17 protein-coding genes are annotated in these 15,493 nt (G+C 70.0%); 10 read left to right on the top strand and 7 right to left on the bottom strand.

Annotation, left to right across the window (positions count from 1 at the left end):
* Positions 1 to 67 precede the first annotated feature (67 nt).
* Genes ACFVDI_RS07975 through ACFVDI_RS07960 form a run of 4 tightly spaced genes read left to right on the top strand, consistent with a single transcriptional unit; the run spans position 68 to position 1,839 of the window.
* Complete coding sequence (locus tag ACFVDI_RS07975; RefSeq protein ID WP_378902589.1) at positions 68 to 646, top strand: nucleotidyltransferase family protein; 579 nt, start codon at positions 68 to 70, stop codon at positions 644 to 646.
* Positions 639 to 1,379 (top strand): metallophosphoesterase, encoded by a 741-nt coding sequence (locus ACFVDI_RS07970; RefSeq protein ID WP_378902586.1) that lies wholly within the window; start codon positions 639 to 641, stop codon positions 1,377 to 1,379. Before ACFVDI_RS07975 ends, ACFVDI_RS07970 begins: the two co-directional genes overlap by 8 nt.
* On the top strand, positions 1,376 to 1,639 hold the full coding sequence (locus tag ACFVDI_RS07965; RefSeq protein ID WP_008360156.1) for a BON domain-containing protein: 264 nt from the start codon (positions 1,376 to 1,378) through the stop codon (positions 1,637 to 1,639). The genes ACFVDI_RS07970 and ACFVDI_RS07965 overlap by 4 nt, the downstream gene beginning before the upstream one ends.
* Before the next feature lie 5 nt (positions 1,640 to 1,644).
* Positions 1,645 to 1,839 carry a hypothetical protein gene (locus tag ACFVDI_RS07960; protein ID WP_378902583.1) on the top strand — a complete coding sequence of 65 codons (195 nt, stop codon included), beginning with the start codon at positions 1,645 to 1,647 and terminating at the stop codon, positions 1,837 to 1,839.
* A 6-nt stretch (positions 1,840 to 1,845) separates the two neighbouring features.
* Here the strand turns inward: ACFVDI_RS07960 and ACFVDI_RS07955 are convergent, their stop codons facing one another.
* Positions 1,846 to 2,646 (bottom strand): enoyl-CoA hydratase/isomerase family protein, encoded by an 801-nt coding sequence (locus ACFVDI_RS07955; protein ID WP_378902580.1) that lies wholly within the window; start codon positions 2,644 to 2,646, stop codon positions 1,846 to 1,848.
* Positions 2,646 to 4,256 carry a GMC family oxidoreductase gene (locus tag ACFVDI_RS07950; RefSeq protein ID WP_378902760.1) on the bottom strand — a complete coding sequence of 537 codons (1,611 nt, stop codon included), beginning with the start codon at positions 4,254 to 4,256 and terminating at the stop codon, positions 2,646 to 2,648. The genes ACFVDI_RS07955 and ACFVDI_RS07950 overlap by 1 nt, the downstream gene beginning before the upstream one ends.
* Before the next feature lie 62 nt (positions 4,257 to 4,318).
* Between ACFVDI_RS07950 and ACFVDI_RS07945 the strand changes: the two genes are divergently transcribed.
* Positions 4,319 to 5,158: an LLM class F420-dependent oxidoreductase gene (locus ACFVDI_RS07945; protein ID WP_378902577.1), complete on the top strand. Its 840-nt coding sequence runs from the start codon at positions 4,319 to 4,321 to the stop codon at positions 5,156 to 5,158.
* Positions 5,159 to 5,345: 187 nt separating this feature from the next.
* On the opposite strand, the gene ACFVDI_RS07940 is transcribed toward ACFVDI_RS07945, so the two are convergent.
* A complete protein-coding gene (locus ACFVDI_RS07940) occupies positions 5,346 to 6,185 on the bottom strand; it encodes an alpha/beta hydrolase (protein WP_378902757.1) in 840 nt (279 codons plus the stop codon).
* 122 nt (positions 6,186 to 6,307) lie between these two features.
* Here ACFVDI_RS07940 and ACFVDI_RS07935 point away from each other — a divergent pair, with 122 nt between their 5' ends.
* Both ACFVDI_RS07935 and ACFVDI_RS07930 read left to right on the top strand, forming a co-directional pair.
* Complete coding sequence (locus ACFVDI_RS07935; protein ID WP_378902574.1) at positions 6,308 to 6,760, top strand: nuclear transport factor 2 family protein; 453 nt, start codon at positions 6,308 to 6,310, stop codon at positions 6,758 to 6,760.
* 22 nt (positions 6,761 to 6,782) lie between these two features.
* Positions 6,783 to 7,193 carry an RpiB/LacA/LacB family sugar-phosphate isomerase gene (locus tag ACFVDI_RS07930; RefSeq protein WP_378902571.1) on the top strand — a complete coding sequence of 137 codons (411 nt, stop codon included), beginning with the start codon at positions 6,783 to 6,785 and terminating at the stop codon, positions 7,191 to 7,193.
* An 11-nt stretch (positions 7,194 to 7,204) separates the two neighbouring features.
* Here the strand turns inward: ACFVDI_RS07930 and ACFVDI_RS07925 are convergent, their stop codons facing one another.
* The 4 genes from ACFVDI_RS07925 to hsaA are packed head-to-tail and all read right to left on the bottom strand — an operon-like array spanning position 7,205 to position 10,810.
* On the bottom strand, positions 7,205 to 7,786 hold the full coding sequence (locus ACFVDI_RS07925) for a flavin reductase family protein (RefSeq protein WP_378902568.1): 582 nt from the start codon (positions 7,784 to 7,786) through the stop codon (positions 7,205 to 7,207).
* 30 nt (positions 7,787 to 7,816) lie between these two features.
* Positions 7,817 to 8,716, bottom strand: a complete 900-nt coding sequence (hsaC, locus tag ACFVDI_RS07920) for an iron-dependent extradiol dioxygenase HsaC (RefSeq protein WP_378902565.1) — start codon at positions 8,714 to 8,716, stop codon at positions 7,817 to 7,819.
* Positions 8,713 to 9,615: a 4,5:9,10-diseco-3-hydroxy-5,9,17-trioxoandrosta-1(10),2-diene-4-oate hydrolase gene (gene hsaD / locus ACFVDI_RS07915; protein ID WP_378902562.1), complete on the bottom strand. Its 903-nt coding sequence runs from the start codon at positions 9,613 to 9,615 to the stop codon at positions 8,713 to 8,715. Before hsaD ends, hsaC begins: the two co-directional genes overlap by 4 nt.
* Position 9,616: 1 nt before the next feature.
* Positions 9,617 to 10,810 carry a 3-hydroxy-9,10-secoandrosta-1,3,5(10)-triene-9,17-dione monooxygenase oxygenase subunit gene (hsaA, locus tag ACFVDI_RS07910; protein ID WP_378902558.1) on the bottom strand — a complete coding sequence of 398 codons (1,194 nt, stop codon included), beginning with the start codon at positions 10,808 to 10,810 and terminating at the stop codon, positions 9,617 to 9,619.
* A 190-nt stretch (positions 10,811 to 11,000) separates the two neighbouring features.
* Between hsaA and kstD the strand changes: the two genes are divergently transcribed.
* Genes kstD through ACFVDI_RS07895 form a run of 3 tightly spaced genes read left to right on the top strand, consistent with a single transcriptional unit; the run spans position 11,001 to position 15,045 of the window.
* Entirely contained in the window at positions 11,001 to 12,695 is a 1,695-nt protein-coding gene (gene kstD, locus ACFVDI_RS07905) for a 3-oxosteroid 1-dehydrogenase (RefSeq protein WP_378902555.1), read from the top strand.
* Positions 12,695 to 13,582: a MaoC/PaaZ C-terminal domain-containing protein gene (locus tag ACFVDI_RS07900; RefSeq protein WP_378902552.1), complete on the top strand. Its 888-nt coding sequence runs from the start codon at positions 12,695 to 12,697 to the stop codon at positions 13,580 to 13,582. Before kstD ends, ACFVDI_RS07900 begins: the two co-directional genes overlap by 1 nt.
* Complete coding sequence (locus tag ACFVDI_RS07895) at positions 13,579 to 15,045, top strand: FAD-binding protein (RefSeq protein WP_378902549.1); 1,467 nt, start codon at positions 13,579 to 13,581, stop codon at positions 15,043 to 15,045. The genes ACFVDI_RS07900 and ACFVDI_RS07895 overlap by 4 nt, the downstream gene beginning before the upstream one ends.
* Positions 15,046 to 15,493: the final 448 nt, after the last annotated feature.

Raw genomic sequence — 15,493 nt, 5'->3', positions numbered from 1 at the left:
CCAGATTAGAACACGTTCTCGTTTTCGACAAGGGGTGATCGACGCCCATTCGGGGTACCGCACCCCTATGCCGAGAACTGACGTGCTGGGCGAAGAGCTCCAGCGACAACGCGACGTGCTCAAGCGGGTGGGCGCGACGTTGAAGGCCGCCGAGATCCCGTTCGCGCTGGCAGGCGGGTACGCGGTCTGGACGCGCGGCGGGCCCGAGAGCACCCACGACGTCGACTTCGTCCTGCCCGAGGACTGCGTCGAAGAGGCCGTACAGGCGCTGATCGAGAACGGGATGGATTCGGTCGCCGCGCCCGAGGACTGGCTGGTGAAGGTCGGCCGCGACACCGTGGTCGTCGACCTGATCCACCGGCTGCCGACCGGGCCCGTGGACGAGGGGCTGCTGGTGCGGTGCAGCGAGCTTCCGGTCGACTCCGTGACCATGCCCGTCATGTCGGCGACGGACCTGCTCATCTCGCGCATGCTGGCGCTGAGCGAGCACGCCTGCGACCTCTCGCCGATCCTCGGCTGCGCCCGCGCCCTGCGCGAGCAGGTCGACTGGCAGCTCGTGCGACAGGAGGCGAAGCGGAGCCCGTTCGCGCAGTCCGCACTCGGCCTGCTGGACGCGCTCGACATCCTGGGAGGGGACGATGCCTGACCCGATTCGTGTGGCAGCCGTCGGCGACGTGCATCTCGCCGACGACCTGCGAGGACGCTACGCACCGCTGCTCGAGGGCATCTCCGGCGAGGCGGACGCTCTGCTCGTCGCCGGGGATCTCACCCAGCACGGGACGCTCGAGGAGGCGGGGGCCTTCGCCGACGAGTTCGGCGCCGCCGACGTGCCCGTCCTCGTCGTGCTCGGCAACCACGACTACCACTCCGGGGCCGAACGGGACATCACCCGGCTGCTGGAGGACCGCGGGATGACCGTGCTCGAAGGCACCTCGACCACCATCGACACAGACGCCGGCCGGCTCGGCGTCGCCGGGGTCAAGGGCTTCTGCCTCGGCTTCCTCGGCCGTTCCGCGGCTGACTTCGGAGAGGCGCAGATGAAGGCCTTCACGGGCCACGGCATCGAGACCGCCGACGTGCTGCGTAAAGCTCTCGACGACCTCGGCGACGAGCCCGACGTGACCGTCGCCCTGTCCCACTTCGCTCCCGTCGACGAGACCCTGGTCGGGGAACCGAAGGAGATCTGGCCGTTCCTCGGCAACTACCGGCTCGGCGAGGCGATCGACGAGACCGGCGTCGACCTGGCTCTCCACGGCCATGCCCACGCCGGGCGCGAGAAGGGCCTCACCCCGGCCGGGGTCCCGGTACGCAACGTCGCCCAGCCCGTCATCCAGGCAGCGTTCCGCGTCTACGACGTCGTCCCCAGGAGGTCGGCATGAACGAACAGCTGGCACGAGATCTGGAACGCGATATCGCGACCGACCCACGCACCAACGAGCTGGGCATCCGGGTCCAGGTACGCGGCGACCACCTCGTCGTCTCCGGCGAGGTCGCCTCCGAGGAACGGCGGGCCACGGTCCTGGAGGTCGTCAGGGAGCACGACACCGGGCTCGAGATCGTCGACCACATCATGCTCAGCGCCGAGCCCGGTCCGGGCGGGCCCGGCCACGAGAAGATCGACCCACCACAGAGGAGCTGATCCCCATGAACAGCGCAGTCATCGCGGTCACGATCGGGATGATCGTGTTCTGGACCGTCCTGATGCTGATCGCCGCCTTCCTGGACCGGCGTCGCGGCCGCCAGATCGAGCACGACCTCACCGAGATGGAGCGCGAGTACCACCTCGACGGCAGCGACCGATACGGGAGCTTCGACCAACGACCCCGGTCGCACCACTGAGCCCGCTCAGACCCCCGGCGGAAGCTTCGTGAAGTCGGGCTCGCGCCCCTCGGCGAAGGCGACGAGCGCCTCGATGTTGGCCGGCCCACCGAGCAGCTCGGCGAACTTGGCGTTCTCCAGCTCCCGCGCCGCCTCGATTCCCGGGCGCAGCGGGGCGGTCATGGTCTCCTTGACCGCGACCAGGCTGCTGATCGGCCGCGCGGCGAGGGTGGCGGCATGGTCCCAGGCGGTGGCGAAGAGCTCCCCGGGCTCGGTCACCCGCCACACGAGTCCCATCTGCTGAGCCTCCCCGGCACTGACCCACTCTCCCGACATCAGCATCCAGGCGGCATTCTGCCGGCCGATCAGCCGTGGGAACAGGAAGCTCGACGCCGCCTCCGGCGCGACCCCGAGCGTGGTGAACGGCGTCTTGAACCTCGCCGAGGTGGAGGCGAAGACCAGGTCGGCGTAGCCGAGCAGGGTCGCGCCGATGCCGAGCCCGAGCCCGTTGACCGCGACGACCAGCGGCTTGGAGAACGCCACCAGGGAGTCGAGCAGGCCGATGAACCCGTGCGAGCCGCCGTCGTCGGCATCCCCGCCGGCGCTCGAGGCGGTCTCCTTCATCTCGAGCAGGTCGGTGCCTGCCGAGAAGGCCCGCCCGGCCCCGGTCAGCAGCACGACGGCCACCTCCGGGTCCTCGTCGGCGGCGCGCAACGCCTCGGCGAGCGCTACGTAGAGAGCCTGGTTGAAGGCGTTGAGCTGGTCGGGTCGGTTGAGGGTCAGCGTGCGGACGCGGTCGCGGTCCTCGCTCAGCAACAGGTCGGACATCAGGCCGCCCCGAGGATGAGGTCGGCGGCGCGCTCCCCGATCATGATGGCGGGCGCGTTGGTGTTGCCGCCGGTGATCGAGGGCATCACGCTCGCATCGGCGACCCGCAGGCCGTCGATGCCCTTCACGCGCAGCGACGGGTCGACGACCGCACGCTCGTCCGAGCCCATCCGGCAGGTGCCGACGCCGTGGTAGACGCTGTGCACGATGTTGGGCAGCAGCTCACGGGTGGCCTCGGCGCCGGCGTAGTCGGGGCCCGGCGTGATCTCGCCCTGGTTGTCACCGAGGCCGACCATCATCTCGCGTACCTTCGCGATCCCGTCCAGGAGCACCTCGGTGTCCTTGCCCGACCTCAGGTAGGCCGGGTCGAGCAGCGGGTGCGCGAACGGGTCGGCGCTGGCCAGACGTACGGTGCCGCGGCTCTCCGGATAGATCAGCGTCGGCAGGATGCACAGGCCGGGCTTGCTCGTCGGCGGCCGGATCGCCTTCTCGCCGTCCTGGTTCGGGAACGGGTAGACCCAGTAGAGGACGTGCAGCTGCAGGTCGGGGACCTGGCCGGCCAGGGCACTGCGTACGAAGCCGAAGGCCTCGAACTGCGAACCGGCCGCCCAGCCCTTGCGAGTGAGCCGCGACTTCGCGAAGCCGGCAGCGAAGTAGGCAGGCGTGGGCCGCCGCAGCGCGGAGTCCATCCGGAAGGAGACCGGCACGAAGAGGTGGTCGTGGAAGTTGTCGCCGACCGGGAGGTCGGCGTGGACCTCGATGCCGTGCTCACGGAGGTGGGCGGAATGACCGATTCCGGAGAGCATCAGCAGGTGCGGCGAGCCGTAGACGCCGGCCGAGACGATGACCTCGCGGGTCGCCCGAATGGACTGCTTCTCACCGTCGGCGCCGACCACCTCGACGCCGGTGGCGCGCGAGCCCTCGATGCGTACGCGCGTGGCCTGTGCCTTCGTCAGGATCAGCAGGTTGTCCAGAGGGTTCTCGCGCAGGTAGGCCTTGGACGCGGAGTATCTGCGTCCCTCGGACGCAGATAACTGGACGACGCCGACCCCCTCCTGCTCCTTGCCGTTGTAGTCGTCGAGCGCGCTGACCCCGAGTCGCTTGGGCGCCTCGTCGAGCCAGGTCTGCGTGGCAGGGGTGAGGTCCTTCTGGTAGCGCACCTTCACCGGCCCGCCCTCGCCGCGGAACTCGTCCGCACCGCCCTCGAAGTCCTCCATCCGCCTGAACGCAGGCAGCACGTCGTCGTAGGACCATCCGGTCGCACCGTCGGCCGCCCAGTCATCGAAGTTCTGGCGGTTGCCGCGCACCCAGAGCATGCCGTTGATCGAGGAGGAGCCACCCAGCACCTTGCCGCGGGTCATCGGGATGACCCGGTCGAGGGCCGCGCTCTGCGGGACCGACTTGTAGCCCCAGTCGACCAGCTTCTTCAGCTGCGGCGTCGAGAGCATCGCGGCCACCGCGCCGGGGAGCTCGAGGAGGTTCTTGATCCCGAAGGCGGTGTCCTTGGTGCCCGCCTCGATCACGATCACGCTGGCACCGCTCTCGGCCAGCCTGCGAGCGGTGGCGCAGCCCGCGCTCCCGGCTCCTACGACGATGTAGTCGGCTTCCATCTTCACTTCCCTCTCCCGGCGATCCCTTCCGCAAAGACTAGAACACGTTCTACTGTGGTGTCATGCGCCACGGCATCGTCCTGTTCACCTCGGACCGCGGCATCGCGCCCGCCGAGCTCGCCACCGCCGCGGAAGAGCGTGGCTTCGACACGTTCTACGTGCCCGAGCACACCCACATCCCGGTGCGCCGCGACGCCCTCCACCCCACCGGCGGCACCGAGCTCCCCGACGACCGCTACCTGCGTACGCTCGACCCCTGGGTGACGCTCGGGACCTGCGCCGCAGTGACCTCCCGGATCGGGCTCTCGACCGCCGTCGCCCTGCCGGTCGAGTCCGACCCGATCACGCTCGCCAAGACGATCGCGACCCTCGACCACCTCTCCGGCGGCCGGGTCTCACTGGGCGTCGGGTTCGGCTGGAACACCGACGAGCTCGCCGACCACGGCATCCCCGGCGACCGTAAGCGCACCGCACTGAAGGAGTACCTCGAGGCGATGCGCGCCCTGTGGACCGAGGAGGAGGCCGCCTACGACGGCGAGTTCGTCTCCTTCGGTCCCTCCTGGGCCTACCCCAAGCCACCGCAGGGCCGGATCCCGACGATCGTCGGCGCCGGCGGCGGACCCAAGACGCTGCGCTGGATCGCCCGCAACGCCGAGGGCTGGATGTCGACCCCGACCGAGGCCGGCATCGACGACAAGGTCAAGACGCTGCAGGACGAGTGGGAGTCGGCCGGCCGCGAGGGCAAGCCCGAGGTCCGGGTGCTCGTCGCCAAGAGACCCACCCCGGAGGACCTCACCGAGTGGTCCGTCGCCGACGAGCTGATCTGGGGCGTCCCCGACACCGAACCCGCCGGCGTACTCACCTACCTCGACAAGCTCGCCGACCGCCTGGCCCTGGCCTGACCGACCGCCGACTCGGCGCGTCTGTCCCATCAGACATCGCCGAGTCGGCGCAACTGTCCCAGATTTCGGCGCCCACTCGGCGCGAATGTCCCGCTGCGGTGGAGCAGTTGCGCCGAGTCGGCACTCTCCCACGAGACAGATGCGCCGAGTCGGCGCCCTCACGCGGGACAGACGCGCCGGGTCGGCGTCATCGACTGATCAGCACCTGGTCGAGGAAGGTCACCACGCGGGCCAGGCCGGCGCGCGACGCGGGCGAGATCCCGGGCAGCGTGAGGTAGGCATGGGTCGCCAGGGTCGGACAGTGGACGGCGACGTCCACCCCGGCCGTACGCAGCGCCCCGGCGTAGCGCTCGGCATGCCGGCGCAGCGGATCGAACCGAGCGGTGAGGATGAGGGCCGGGGGCAGGTCCGCATGGGAGGCCGCCCGCAGCGGCGAGGCCGCCCACTCCTCCGCGCGAGACGCGTCACCGCCGAGGTAGTGCTCCACGATCCCGCCGAGCCCCGGCCCGCGCAGGCCGACGAGGTCGACGACCGGGTAGATGAGCACCTGGCCGCGGATCCGGGGCCCACCCTCGTCACGAGCCCGCAGCGCCACCACCGCCGCAAGGGTGCCGCCGGCACTGTCGCCGAGCACGGCGATCCGGCCGGCGTCGGCCCCCAGGTCGGCGGCATGGGCCACCACCCACGTCAGCGCGGCCCAGCAGTCCTCGACCGCCGCGGGATAGGGGTGCTCGGGGGCGAGCCGATAGGCCGGCGCGACCACGACGGCACCCGTGCGGGCCGCGATCCGCCCGGCCATCCAGCGGGACTGCTCCGGCGACCCCCAGCACCAACCGCCGCCATGGAAGGCGAGCACGATCGGCCGCCCGGTCGCGGAGGTCGCGGGAGCTCGCGGGGCGTGCACCCGCAGCCGCATCTCGTCGGCCCAGACCTCCCGCATCACCGCTCCCGGGCCATCTGCACCGAAGACCCAGGTCAAGCGACGGTTCGCCAGCAGCGCCGCACGCCGCTCACGCAGCTCGACCATCCCGTCCACACCGCGATCCTGCACCTCGACGGCGGCCCACGTCGTGACATCTGGCCGACCGACGGCCGAACGGCAGTCCACACTCAGCCCATTTATAGAACACGTTCTACTATGATCAAGCCATGAGTGACATCAGGGAGATCGAGCAGCTCAAGTTCCGCTACGTACGCCTCCTCGACACCAAGCAGTGGGATGAGTTCGCCACGTGCTTCAGCGACGACGCCACCGCCGACTACGCCGGCCTCTCCTTCGGCTCCCCGGGCGAACTGGTCGACTACATGCGCACCAACCTGCCCGCCGAGATCATCACGATGCACCACCTCCACCACCCCGAGATCACGGTCGAGGGCGATGCGGCCTCCGGCCGCTGGTACCTCCACGACAAGGTCTTCGCCCCCGCCTTCGAGTTCGCCCTCGAAGGCGCCGCCTTCTACGACGACCGCTACGTCCGTACGCCGCAGGGCTGGCGCATCGCCCACACCGGCTACGAGCGCACCTGGGAGCTCACCACGAGCCTCAAGGACCAGCCCGGCGCGAAGCTGACCGGACCCGGCGGACCGGCCACGCACGCCTGAGGAGGGCGGTAGGTTCGACACCATGCGGATCGCCTTCGGAGCCGACGACGACAACGAGACGACCCGCGCCGTGCTCGCCGAGCTGCGAGAGCGCGGCGAGGTCGAGGTCGTCGACACCGACTCCTGGCCCGACCTCGGCGCCGGCATCGGCCGGGCGGTCGTCGAGGGTCGCGCCGACGTCGGTGTGGTGATGTGCTGGACCGGCACCGGCACGGCGATCGCCGCCAACAAGGTCCCCGGGGTCCGCGCGGCCCTTGCTTGGGAGCCGTGGATCGCTCGCGGCGCGCGGCTGTGGAACGACGCCAACGTACTGGCGATGAGCCTCAAGCGCCTCGCCCCCGACGTCGCCGTCGAGGTCACCCGGGCCTTCCTCGACGAGCCCGATCCGGATCCCGACGAGGCCGACGCCATCCGCCGCCTCGACGAGCTCTAACCAGTGTCGCCTCAGCCGAGCTCGCGGTAGTCGCTGCGGAAGAAGAGCAGGGGCTCGGTGGCGGGGCCCTCCTCGAGGTCGAGGACGCGGCCGACGACGAGGTAGTGGTCGCCCTCCTCGTGGACCGAGTGGACGGCACAGTCGAGGTAGCCGACCGCACCGGACAGGTGCGGGTCCCCGTGATGCGCCGAGGGGGTCCAGGAGATGTCGGCGTACTTGTCCGCGGCTCGCGAGGCGAACTGGTTGGAGACGGCCTCCTGGTCGGCGGCGAGGATGTTGACCGAGAAATGTCCGGCACGGCGGATCCGGGCCCAGGCGCGCGAGGACTTCGTCGGCGCGAACAGGATCAGCGGCGGCCGTAGCGACACCGAGGAGAACGACTGGCAGGTCATGCCCACCGGTCCTTCCGCGGTCTGCGCCGTGATCACGGTGACCCCGGAGGCGAACCGGCCCAGCACCGCACGGAACCGGGCGTCGGCCTCCGCGTCGGCAGGGGTCTCCGGAGGAGACGGTGGCGCCTCGAAGTCGAAGCGACCGTGGAAGGACTCGATCAGCTCCGGATGCGGCCAGCCCTCGGCGGCATCGGGAGACATCCCATCAGGCACCTCTATACGCATACCCGATCACTGGCCTACGCCGAAGTCGTGGCCCCAGTACGAGACGGCCGTGGACTCCCGGGCGACCCATTTCCGGTCGTCGACCTGCAGCCCCTCGGTCCCGAACTCGATGTCGAACCCGCCCGGCGACTTCACGTAGAACGAGACCATCTCGTCGTTCATGTGGCGTCCGAGCGTCGCCGACAGCTTCGCGCCGTACTTCGTGACCCTCTCCAGCGCCCGGCCGACGTCGTCGAGCTTGTCGACCTCGAGCATGATGTGGACGCACTTGGAGTCGTTGGGGAACGGCAGGAACGCCAGCGAGTGGTGACGCGGGTTGATCCCGAGGAAGCGCAGCCAGATCTTGGTGCCGGGCTCCTTGCCGGCGAACTCGCCGGGCATGCTCATCGAGTCGCGCAGCCGGAACCCGAGGGTGTCGCGGTAGAACTCCAGCGCCTCGACGTCGTCGCTGACCGGGATCACCACGTGACCCATCCCCTGGTCGCCGGTCACGAAGGTGTGGCCGTAGGGAGAGACCGCGGGGCGGCGCTCGTAGGTGATGCCGTGGAAGAGCTCGAAGACGTTGTCGAAGGGGTCGCGGAAGCGCAGCATCTCCTGCACCCGGCGCTCGGCGAGCTCCTCGGGCGTGCCCTCCTCCACCTCGACACCGGACTTCTCCAGGTGCTCACGGGCCTGCGCCAGCGCGGTGTGGTCGGCGACCTCCCAACCGACGCAGCTCAGCTGGTCGACCGCGCCCGGCACGATCACGAGCCGGGCCGAGACCTCGTCGATGCGGTAGTAGAGGTGATCCGGGTCCGGCCCCTTGGCCGTGATCAGCCCGAGGACCTTCTCCGCGAACGTACGCCACGCCTCCAGGTCGGTGCTGGTGACGCGTACGTAGCCCATGGACTTGATGTCGATGCTCATCGCTTCTCCTCGGCAGTACGCTCCTTGTGCCTCTTCAAGAACGAGACCGCGATCTCGCGGAACTCGTCGGCGGCCTCGATCTGTGCCCAGTGCCCACAACGCGGGAAGACATGCAGCTGCGCCTTGGGAATCAGCTTCAGGGCGGGGAACGCGCCGTCGAGCGGGTTCACCCGGTCCTCGCGTCCCCAGGTGAGCAGGGTGTGGTGCTTGAGCTGGTGCGCCTCGCGCCACAGCATGCCGTCCTCGGCCGTCTCGGGGTTGTAGAAGGACCACCCCATCGACGCCATCGCCTCGCGTGCGCCGGGTGCGGTCGCATCGGCGAACCGCTCCTCGACCAGCTCGTCGGTGACCAGCTTCTGGTTGACGACCATGGTGGAGATGAACGCCTTCAGCGCCTCGCGGGTGGGGTCTCCGGAGAAGTCCATCAGACGCTGTACGCCCTCGGTGGGATCGGCGTGGAACAGGTTGAGCGAGAGCCCACCCGGCCCCATGAGCACCAGCCGCCCGACCCGATCGGGGTAGGTCAGTGCGATCCGCATCGCGGTGCCACCGCCCAGCGAGTTGCCCAGCAGATGCACCTTCTTCAGGCCCAGCTCGTCGAGCAGCGCGATCACCGCATCGCCGGCGAAGCGGTAGTAGTTGCCCACCACCTCCGGCTTGTCGGAGGCCCCGAAGCCGGGCTGGTCGACCAGGATCGTGCGGAAGTCGGCCGCGAAGCCCTCCAGCGCGGAGCCGAAGTTGGACCACGACGACGCCCCGGGACCCCCGCCGTGAAGCATCACCAGCGGCAGCCGGCCATCCTGAGGCGCACCCAGGTCGTAGTAGCGCAGCGTGATCTCGCCGGCCGCCTCGGTCTTGATCGCGACGTCGTGGGCGACGTCCCCCTTCACCAGAGCCATCTCAGTACATCCCCGGGTCGACCTTGTGCCCGAACTCGGACGCGCCGTACATCTGCAGCGCCCGCTCGGGGTCGTTGGCGGCGTGGACACGGCCGGCGTGGGCGTCGCGCCAGGCCCGCTGGAGCGGGGTGCCATTGGCGAGAGCCCGGCCACCGGAGGCCTCGAAGAGCAGGTCGATCGCGTCGATCGCCCGCTGCGTACCGAGAACCTGGTCGCGGCGGATGCGCAGCCGCTGGGAGATCGGGATCTTCTCGCCGCGCGCGACGTAGGCCTGCTGCTCGCGGATGTTGCCCATCAGCAGCGCCCAGGCGGCGTCGATGTCGGAGGATGCCGTCGCCACGCGCACCGCGGCGAAGGGATCCAGGGACGCCTTCTCCCCGTAGGACGCGCGCACCCGGTTCTGCTGCATCGCCACGTGCTCCTCGTAGGCGCCGCGGGCCATGCCGATGATCGGCGTGGTGATCGTGGTGGTGAACAGCGAGTGGAACTGCAACTTGTAGAGGTCACCGGTGTTGACCGCCTGGCCGGGGCCCTTGCACCGTCCGGTCTCCGCCATCGAGAGCGTGAAGGTCTCCGGGATGAAGACGTCCTCGACCACGATGTCGTTGGAGCCGGTGCCGGCCAGGCCGACGACGTTCCAGACGTCGACGATCTCGTAGCGCTCGCGCGGCACCAGGAACGTACGGAAGTCGACCACCTGGCCCTCGTCGTTGAAGACGAGACCGCCGAGGAGCACCCAGGTGGCGTGCGCACAGCCCGAGGAGAACGACCAGCGTCCGGAGAGCCGGAAGCCGCCCTCGGTCAGCGACGCCTTACCCATCGGGGCGTACGAGGAGGACACCCGCGTGTCGGGATCGGATCCCCAGACCGCCTGCTGCGCCTCGTCGTCGAAGAGCGCGATCTGCCAGGGGTGCACGCCCAGGACGCTGGAGACCCAGCCGGTCGAGCCGCACGCGGACGCGATGTCGCGCACGCAGGTGTAGAAGTCCACCGGGTCGGCCTCGAGACCGCCGAACCGGGCCGGCTGCAGCAGCTTGAAGAAGCCGACCTCCTCCAGCTCCTTCACGCTCGACTCCGGCACCACCCGGAGACGCTCGGTCTCCTCGGCGCGCTCCCTGATGGTGGGCAGCAGGTCCTGCACCCCGTCCCTGACGGTCTGCGCGTCCTTGTGGGGGCGCTGTGTCGGTTCGCTCACCGCTCTGCCTTCCTGCATGGTGTCCCAGATGTCGTCGGTCGGCGCGATCCGCGCGCTGCCGATGGATCAATACTAGAACACGTTTCAGTTTTGTCGAGTCCTCGGGCGTGTTTCCTCGGCCGTCATCTATGGTAGAACGTGTTTCAGTTCTTAGATAGCGCCGCCTGATGGCACGAGGTTGAGGAGCACCATGGGACAGAGCGACGAGGAGACCTACGACGTCGTGGTGGTGGGCGCCGGGGGCGCCGGCATGACCGCCGCGCTCGCGGCCGCCCGCCGCCACGGGCTCGAGACCGTCGTCATCGAGAAGAGCGCCTACTTCGGCGGATCGACGTCCCGCTCGGGCGGTGGGGTCTGGATCCCGCGCAACCACGCCCTCGCGGCCGCCCACCAGAAGGACTCCCCCGAAGCCGCGAGCCTCTACCTGGAGTCGATCGTGGGCGACGTCGTCCCGGCCGAGCGCCGCGAGACGTTCCTCGACCGCGGCCCGGAGGTGCTCTCGTTCGTCTGCGGAAAGACGCCGGTCCGGTTCAACTGGGTGCCCGACTACGCCGACTACCACCCCGAGGCCCCCGGCGGCCGCGGTGCCGGCCGCTCGGTCGAGCCGGCTCCGCTCGACGCCCGGATCATCGGTGACGAGCTCGACCGGCTGCACCCGCCCTACACGAAGTCCCCGGCCAACATGGTGGTCACCCAGGCCGACTTCCGGAAGATCAGCCTCGGCATGCGCACGATCCGTGGCCCCATCACGATGGTCAAGATCGCGGTCGCGCGGATCCTCGCGGGCCTGCTCGGCAGGAAGATGTACGCCATGGGCGCAGCGCTCGCGATCGGGCTGCGCAAGGGGCTGATCGACGCCGGCGTCGAGGTCCGCTACGAGACGGAGCTGGTCGGCCTGGTCACCGAGAACGGCCGCGTCACGGGCGTCGAGGTGCGGCGCGGCGAGGACGGCCCGACCTCGGTGATCAGGGCGCGGCGGGGGGTCATCCTGGGCTCGGGCGGCTTCGAGCGCAACCTCGAGATGCGGGAGAAGTACCTCCCCTCTCCGACCTCGGTCGAGTGGACCACGGGAGCCTTCTCCAACACCGGCGGCGGCATCCTGGCCGGGATCGCGGCCGGCGCGGACACCGACCTGATGGACGAGTCCTGGTGGGGGCCGACGATCCCGTTCCCGGGTCGGCCGTGGTTCGCGCTCGCCGAGCGCAACCTGCCCGGATCGATCATCGTCAACGGCGCCGGCAAGCGGTTCATGAACGAGGCGCTCCCCTACGTCGAAGCGGTCCACGAGATCTATCGCGGCCAGGAGACGGGCATCTCCCACGTCCCGGCGTGGCTGGTCTTCGACCAGCGCTACCGCAACCGCTACATCTTCGCCGGGCTCGGCCCCGGCCAGCCGTTCCCGGGGCGCTGGCTCAAGAGCGGGGTCGTCGTGAAGGCTTCTTCCGTCGAAGCGCTCGCGGAGAAGATCGAGGTGCCCGCCGACGGGCTCCGCGAGACCCTGGCCCGGTTCAACGGCTTCGCCCGGTCGGGCGTCGACGAGGACTTCCACCGTGGCGAGTCGACCTACGACAAGTACTACTCCGACCCCACCGTCAAGCCGAACTGCTCGCTCAACGTCATCGACCAGGCACCGTTCTACGCGGTCAAGATGGCCCCCGGCGACCTCGGCACCAAGGGCGGCCTGGTCACCGACAAGCGCGCCCGCGTCCTGCGGCCCGACGGCTCCGCCATCGAGGGTCTGTACGCCGCCGGCAACGTCTCCGCCGCCGTCATGGGCCGCACCTACGCCGGCCCCGGCGCCACCATCGGCCCCGCCCTGGTCTTCGGCTACCTGGCCGCCGAGGACTGCGCCCTGACGACTGTCTCACCCGAGGAGGGCAACTGATGCCCATCGACCCCACCAAGGCCATCGGCGCCTCGCTGCCGTCGCAGTCGTTCTCGTGGACCTCGTCCGACGTGCTGCTCTACCACCTCGGCATCGGCGCCGGCTCGCGTCCCGGTGACGCGACCGACCCGGCCGCGTTGCGCTACACGCTGGATTCCGACGCGCTGACCGTGCTGCCGTCATTCGGGGTCGTGGCCCCGACCTTCCACGTGACCGAACCTCCCTCGCTCGACCTCCCGGGCTGCGACATCGACCTGGCTTCCGTTCTCCACGGCTCCCAGGAGATCCGCGTCGACGGCCCGATCCCCGCCTCGGGCGAAGCGGTCGTCTCGACCCGGATCGCCGAGGTCTGGGACAAGGGCAAGGCCGCTGTCATCGTCCAGGAGGGCGTCGCCACGACCCCCGGCGGCGATCCGCTGTGGACCGTCCGGAGCTCGATCTTCGTACGCGGCGAGGGCGGCTTCGGGGGTGAGCGCGGGCCGTCGACGTCGGTGCCGGTTCCCGACCGCGCGCCCGATGCTGTGGCTGCGTACGACGTCACGGAGCAGCAGGCGCTGCTCTACCGGCTGTGCGGCGACCGCAACCCGTTGCACGCCGACCCCGCCTTCGCAGCGAAGGCGGGCTTCCCCCAGCCGATCCTGCACGGACTGTGCTCCTACGGGATCGTGCTGCGCGAGGCGACCGGGCTGCTGCTCGACGGCGACGCGACCCGGGTCGCCGGGTTCGGCGCCCGGTTCGCCGGGGTCGTCTTCCCCGGCGAGACGATCTCGATCGAGGCGTGGGACGGGGAGCCAAGGATTCTGATCCGAGCGACGATCTCGTCGACCGATCCGGCCCGCGACGGCGCCCCGGTCCTCGCCGACTGCTACCTGGAGGCGGCGGCATGAGCGGGACAGCACTGCCCGACGTACTCTCCCCCGCCGACGTCGAGGAGCGCTTCGGCGGCTGGTCGGAGGAGACCGACGTGGTCGTGGTCGGCTTCGGCGTGGCCGGCGGAGCCGCGGCGCTGGAGGCGGCCAGGACCGGCGCTCGCACGCTCCTCCTGGAGCGCGCTGCCGAGCCCGGCGGCACCTCCGCGATGGCCGGCGGCCACTTCTACCTCGGCGGCGGCACCGCGGTGCAGAAGGCGACCGGGATCGAGGACTCGGCCCGGGAGATGTTCAACTACATCCGCGCGGTCTCCAAGGAGCCCGAGGACGACAAGATCCGGGCCTACTGCGACGACTCGGTCGAGCACTTCGACTGGCTCGAAGCGCTGGGCTTCGAGTTCGAGCGCTCGTTCTGGCCCGGCAAGGCGGTGATCCAGCCCGGCACCGAGGGACTGATGTACACCGGCAACGAGAAGGTCCACCCGTTCCGCGACCTCGCCGTCCCGGCGCCGCGCGGCCACAAGGTGCCCGTGCCGGGCGACACCGGCGGCGCCAAGCTGGTCGTCGACCAGATGGCCGACCGCCTGGCCGAGACCAGCGCCGAGATCCGCTACGAGACCGGCGCCACCAACCTGGTGATGGAGCACGGCCGGGTCGTCGGCCTGGCCTGGCGCCGGTTCGAGGAGCGCGGCGCGATCCGGGCCAAGGCGGTGATCCTCGCCGCCGGCGGCTTCGTCGGCAACGCCGACATGGTCGCCGAGCACACGCCCCGGCTCGGCGAGAAGCTCTTCCCGCTGGCCTCCACCTACGACGACGGCCTGGGCCTACGCCTGGGGGCCTCGGCCGGCGGTCGCTGGCGGTTCATGGACGAGCCCTTCCAGACCGCGCCGTTCTACCCGCCCTCGATCCTGCTGACCGGGATCATCGTCAACAAGCACGGCCGGCGGTTCGTGGCCGAGGACTCCTACCACGCGCGTACGGCCGCCTTCGTCATGGAACAGCCGGACTCGGCGGCCTTCCTGATCGTCGACTCGGCGCACATCGAGCACCCGAAGATGCCGCTGTGCCCGTTCATCGACGGATGGGAGACGGTCGAGGAGATGGCGGTCGGTCTCGGGGTCCCCTTCGAGACGCTGAATGCGACGCTGAACTCCTACAACACCCACGCCGCCACCGGCGAGGACCCGGAGCTCCACAAGGCGCCGGAGTGGACCGAGCCGCAGGACACCGGCCCCTGGGGCGCCTACGACCTCTCCCTCGGCAAGGCCATGTACGCCGGTTTCACCATGGGCGGTCTGGCGACCACCGTCGAAGGAGAGGTACGCCGCGAGGACGGCTCGGCGATCGCCGGCCTCTACGCCGCCGGCGCCTGTGCGGCCAACCTCGCCCAGGACGCCAAGGGCTACGCCTCCGGCATGCAGCTCGGCGACGGCTCGTACTTCGGACGGAGGGCCGGGCGTCACGCCGCCGGGCTCAGGTGACGGGCCTCACAGCCCATCCACCTCCGGCGGGACCGATGGTCGGTCATCTCCGGCAGACAGCTAGTCTGTGAAGACGCTCACCGAGCAAACTGTTGCCATATCACATATCCCCTCGGACGTGAATGGCTTCGGTAAAAATTGGGACTTTGGACCCTACGCGCATCGCGAGCCCGGCTGATTATGTATACGCGACGCCACGGGCATCGCCGGTGACCGGCCCTCCCGACGCGTCCGCAGGCCATCGGTCCCCACTCGACGCCTGTCGCCGAACTAGCCGAAAGGAATCCCCATGTTCGACTTCCGGAGCCCGGCCGGCCTGATGGTCATCGCCGCCCTGGTCGTCATCGCGCTCGTGGTGGTCGGTGCCCTCGCCGGCAACAGCCCCTCCTGACCTGACGCCCGGCATCCACACCAGGAAGCCGCAGGCCCCGGCTCGATGAGCCGGGGC

It is taken from the genome of Nocardioides sp. NPDC057767 (assembly GCF_042798275.1).
Lineage (GTDB): Bacteria > Actinomycetota > Actinomycetes > Propionibacteriales > Nocardioidaceae > Nocardioides.
Note: the sequence above shows the minus strand (reverse complement) of the source record. Positions and strands in the feature narration are given on the sequence as shown.